Source organism: Allobosea sp. 01N443, from assembly GCF_056399325.1.
Window position 1 is genome coordinate 1 of sequence record NZ_JBFTRC010000301.1, and the last position, 4582, is coordinate 4582.

Below are 4582 nucleotides of genomic sequence, written 5' to 3' on the forward strand. Positions count from 1 at the left end.
GGCCACCACCGCCCGCCCCGGCGAATTCGTCCTCGATAATGCCTTCCATGCTGCCGAGCTGACGCGGCGCCCCCGAGCCACCCGGGTGCGTTGAGGGGTCGAAGGCATCATTCCGACGCGGACGACCCGGCTGCGTCGCCGGCGGCTGGGCAGCCGGCCCTGGCGCGGCGCCACCGGGGCGAGCGCCACCGCCGCCGCGCTCGTTCAGGCGGAAATCGACATCCTCCTGGAACTTGCGGAGCTGCTCGGTGAGCCGGCGGTTCTCGAACTGCAACTGCTCGATCTGGCCAGACAGCGCTCGGACCTGGTTTTCCAGTCGCCCGGTGCGCACGGTCAGCTCGGCTGCATCCTGCGCCGCAGCCGGCAACGCAGCCCATGTAATGGCCCCGAAGGCGACAGCAGCCAGCAGTCGCGCCCGGCTGGGTAGAAAGGCAAATTCTCGAACCATCATGAAGACCGGACTGTTTCTCTCAAGTGACGGGTTATCACACGCTGTCACCGCGGCCAAAATATGAAAAGGCCGGCACTTCCGCAGGGAAAGTGCCGGCCTCGATAGATTTCAGAAAGCCGGATGCTCAGACGCCGCCGGCGCCATCGAGCACGGTCACGGAACGGCGATTCTGCGACCAGCAGGAAATGTCGTTGCAGACCGCCACCGGGCGCTCCTTGCCGTAGGAGATCGTGCGCATCCGGTTGGCCTGGATGCCGCGCGAGGTCAGATAGTCGCGCACCGTCTGGGCGCGGCGAGCGCCAAGCGAATAGTTGTATTCGCGGGTGCCGCGCTCGTCGGCATGGCCCTCGACGGTGAAGGTGTAGCGCGGGTAGCGCTGCAGCCAGGAGGACTGCTTGTCGAGGGTCGAAACGGCCGTCGGCGTCAGGTCGGTCGAGTCGGTCTCGAAGAAGACGCGGTCACCGACATTCACGACGAAGTCCTGGGCGCTGCCCGGGGTGGCCGCGCCGCCGGCTCCAAAGCCGGCTTCGGCGTTCTGGTCCTTGGCGCAGGCGCCCAGTGCGAGCGTGGCGGCGATGGCGGCGGCGAAACGGGCAGTGCGCGGGCTGGCGAGCGAGGCAAGCAGCATGTTGATTCTCCAGGCGGGTCTAGGTTCCGCAATCAGAAAGTCTGAAACTCAGACACATCAATGATGTGTCAACCTAAACGAGACCTTGCCAAATCAAGGCGAAGTGGCGGCATTGCGGCGTATGGTTAACCAATTGCAGCGAAATGCAGCATTCTCCGAGCTGTTGCGCGACAGCAACAGATTGCCGCCTCAGCGCGCCGTCGTCAGCAGCGGAGACCAGCTCGGATCCGAGGCGAAAGCCGGTGTCGGCACCGGCACTTCGACCCGGCCCGTGATATCGACCATGTAGAGCTTGCCGCCGGATTGCCCGCCTGGATCACGGAAGAACATGATGTACTGGCCGTTCGGCGCCCAGTTCGGTGCTTCGTTGTGGAAGCCTTCGGTCAGGATACGCTCGCCCGAGCCGTCCGGCCGCATCACGCCGATGGCGAAGCCGCCACCGCCCTGGCGCGTGAAGGCGATCAGGTCGCCGCGCGGCGACCATGACGGCTGCGAATAGGAGCCCTGGCCGAAGGAGATGCGTTTGCCCTCCCCGCCGCCGAGCGCCATCACATAAAGCTGCTGCGAACCGCCGCGGTCGCTCTCGAACACCATCTGGGTGCCGTCAGGCGAGAACGAGGGCGAGGTGTCGATTGCGCCCGTCGAAGTCAGCCGCGTCGTCGTGCGCGAGCCGATATCGATCATGTAGAGATTTGCGTTGCCGCCCTGCTGCAGGCTGAGCGCGATCTTCGCGCCATTCGGTGAAAAGCGCGGGCTCGAGGTCATGTCGGGGAAATTCCCGACGACCTGACGCTGTCCGGTTTCGATATTCAGCACATGCACGCGCGGCTGCTCGCCGGTGCGCTGTGCCATATAGGCGACTTCCTGCGCCACAGGCGAGTAGCGCGGGGTCACGACCGAGACCTCGCCATTGGTCAGGTAGCGCACATTGGCGCCGTCCTGGTCCATGATGGCGAGCCGCTTGCGCCGGTTTTCCTTCGTCCCGGATTCGTCGACGAAGACGACGCGGGTATCGAAGAAGCCGCCGACGCCCGTGACCTTCGTGAAGATCGCGTCCGAGATGATATGGCCGACCCGCCGGCTGTTGTTCGGGTCGGTGAAATATTGCTGCCCGTCGATCTGCTCGCCGGTGACGACGTCCCAGAGCCGGAATTCCGCGCGAAGCCGGCCACCGTCGCGCGAGACGCGGCCCGTCACCAACCCCTGCACGCCGGCGGCCTTCCAGGCCTCGAACTGCGGTACTGCATCGAAGGCCGGGTTCTTGTCGGGGTGGCGCGACTTGTCGATCGGCTGGAAATAGCCGGAACGCTTGAGATTGTTGGTGATCACGCCGGACACCATCACGCCGGCCTCGCCGCCGAAATCGGCGATCGCGATCGGCATGGGCTGGAAAGTACCCTTGCGCAGGTCGATCACCAGTTCCGCGCGCGCAGCCGCCGGCACCAGCAGCGGCAAGGACATGGCCGATCCGGCAAGGGTCAGCGCGTGGCGGCGCGTCAGCCCGGAACGGGTCTGACCGGCGCCCTTGATCATGGAGTTGCGAAACATGGGGGTCACAGCACGTCCCTAGCGTCGAAATTGACGACGACATCACGCCAGTCGTCATAGTAAGCGGCAAATTGAGCAGGAATGCGCAGGGGCGCGCAACGGCGTGTCGCCGTCAGGGCCGAATCGGCCGCGACCCGGAACAGCGGATCGGACGAGGTGTTGATCACGCCCGGCTGGCCCGCGAGCGAGCCGTCGGTATTCAGCTTCATCCGCACCGAAGGCACGACTGCGCCCTTCGCATTCGCGAGCCCGATCGGCACGTTCCAGCATTTCAGAAGCTGGTCCTGAATGATCCCGACAAGCTGCGCGCGCAGCGAAGGGCTGAGCTTTTGCGATGCGCCGCGCTCGGTGCCAAGCGAAGCGGTGCGGTTCACCTGCGGCGCGGACGAGCCCGAGGATTGCGCCGGCTCCTTCGATTGCAGAAGCTTGGCGATATCGGTCGGGTTGAAGTTCTTGGCGATCTCCGCCTCACGCTTGGCCTTGGCCTCGGCTTCGGCCTTTGCCTTGGCGGCGGCGGCGATCTTGGCCTTGGCCTCCGCTTCGGCCTTCGCCCTGGCTTCCGCCTCAGCCTTTTCCTTGGCCGCCTCGGCAGCGGCCGCCTTGACCTGCGCTTCCGCCTTGGCCTTGGCAGCAGCGTCGGCCCTGGCCTGCGCCTCAGCTTCGGCCTTCGCCTTGGCAGCGGCCTTGGCATCCTCCTCGGCCTGCTTCGCCTTGGAGGCCAGTTCAGCTTCCTCGGCGAGCTTGGCGAGCTCCTCGCGGCGCAGATCCGGCTTTGGCTCAGCCGCAGCCTCTGCCTTCTGCGGCGGCTGCTTCGCCGGCTCCGGCGGCTTGGGCTCCGGCTTCGGGGGCTGCAGCGCAGGGCGGGCTGGCGGCATTGGCGCCGAAGCGTTGTCGTCCGCGGTCTTCAATTCAGCGGGCCGCGTCGGTGGCGCAGGGGTGTCCTGCTTGGCCTCACCGGCTTCCTTGCGCTCGACCGTCTCCGACTGGCGCTCGGCGCGCTGGACCGGCTGTTCCTGCACCTTCTCAGCCTTGCGTTCGCCACGCGTGACCTGGTTCAGTGCACTCGGATCGACCATCTCGACGGCGATCGCCTCTTCGTTCTCCGGCAGGGGATTCGGCGACGAGAACGCCAGCAGCCCCGCGACGAGAAACGTCACGTGGCCGAGAGCGGAGAGCGCGATTCCCGGTTCGGAGGTGGAGAGCTTCACGGCTGGAAATACCTCGCCTTCACGTCGTCAGCGCGTTGCGGGCTCGGTGACGAGCGCCACACGCTTGAACCCGGCCGACGTGATCGTCGACATCACCGATGCGACGCGCCCGTAATCGACCTGACGGTCGCCGCGCACATAGATGCGCTCGTCGAAGCCCTGCTTGGCGAGGCCATGCAACTTCGTCACCAGATCGGGCTCCAGCGTCGGCTGGTCCTGGAGGAAGATCTGGCCCTTGCTGTCGATGGCAATGGTGATCGGCTTCTGGTCGACATTGATCGGCTTCGCCCCGGTCTGCGGCAGATCGAGCGGAACGCCGGTCGCGATCAGGGGCGCGGCCACCATGAAGATGATCAGCAACACCAGCATGACGTCGATGAACGGCGTCATGTTGATCTCGGCGATCGCGCTGTGGCGGCGGCCGCGCCGGCCCCGCCTGCCTCCGGCCTTGGCGCCGGTCGCTGCTGACATGCCCATCGTGCAGCCCCTTATGCCGCCAGCCGCTCGTCGATCTGCCGCGACAGGATCGCGGAGAACTCGTCGGCAAAGGCTTCGAGGCGGTTCTGGGCCTTGGCCACTTCGGCCTGCAGCTTGTTATAGGCCATCAGCGCCGGAATCGCGGCGAACAGGCCGATAGCGGTGGCGAAGAGCGCCTCGGCGATACCGGGCGCCACCACGGCAAGGGAGGAATTCTTGGAGACCGCAATGGCGGTGAAGGAATTCATGATGCCCCAGACCGTGCCGAAC

General features: G+C 65.9%; 6 protein-coding genes. All 6 read right to left on the reverse strand.

Annotated elements, in window-relative coordinates; translation table 11 throughout:
* On the reverse strand, positions 1 to 451 hold a 451-nt coding region (locus AC1DRP_RS35105; protein WP_476770957.1), incomplete at its 3' end, for a YbgF trimerization domain-containing protein.
* Between the two features lie 124 nt (positions 452 to 575).
* Entirely contained in the window at positions 576 to 1079 is a 504-nt protein-coding gene (gene pal / locus AC1DRP_RS35110) for a peptidoglycan-associated lipoprotein Pal (protein WP_069879425.1), read from the reverse strand.
* 189 nt (positions 1080 to 1268) lie between these two features.
* Positions 1269 to 2612 carry a Tol-Pal system beta propeller repeat protein TolB gene (gene tolB / locus AC1DRP_RS35115; protein WP_441488350.1) on the reverse strand — a complete coding sequence of 448 codons (1344 nt, stop codon included), beginning with the start codon at positions 2610 to 2612 and terminating at the stop codon, positions 1269 to 1271.
* Between the two features lie 20 nt (positions 2613 to 2632).
* Positions 2633 to 3835, reverse strand: a complete 1203-nt coding sequence (gene tolA, locus AC1DRP_RS35120) for a cell envelope integrity protein TolA (RefSeq protein ID WP_476770958.1) — start codon at positions 3833 to 3835, stop codon at positions 2633 to 2635.
* A gap of 27 nt (positions 3836 to 3862) precedes the next feature.
* Positions 3863 to 4312, reverse strand: coding sequence for a protein TolR (gene tolR, locus AC1DRP_RS35125; protein ID WP_069879422.1), 450 nt, complete (start codon positions 4310 to 4312; stop codon positions 3863 to 3865).
* An 11-nt stretch (positions 4313 to 4323) separates the two neighbouring features.
* The coding region (locus tag AC1DRP_RS35130) for a MotA/TolQ/ExbB proton channel family protein (RefSeq protein WP_476770959.1) at positions 4324 to 4582 on the reverse strand (259 nt) is incomplete at its 5' end.

Bases quoted from the DNA above. Each gene is read 5' to 3' on its own strand.
- tolB (WP_441488350.1), bottom strand. From the start codon at position 2,612: ATGATCAAGGGCGCCGGTCAGACCCGTTCCGGGCTGACGCGCCGCCAC.
- pal (WP_069879425.1), bottom strand. From the start codon at position 1,079: ATGCTGCTTGCCTCGCTCGCCAGCCCGCGCACTGCCCGTTTCGCCGCC.
- tolR (WP_069879422.1), bottom strand. From the start codon at position 4,312: ATGGGCATGTCAGCAGCGACCGGCGCCAAGGCCGGAGGCAGGCGGGGC.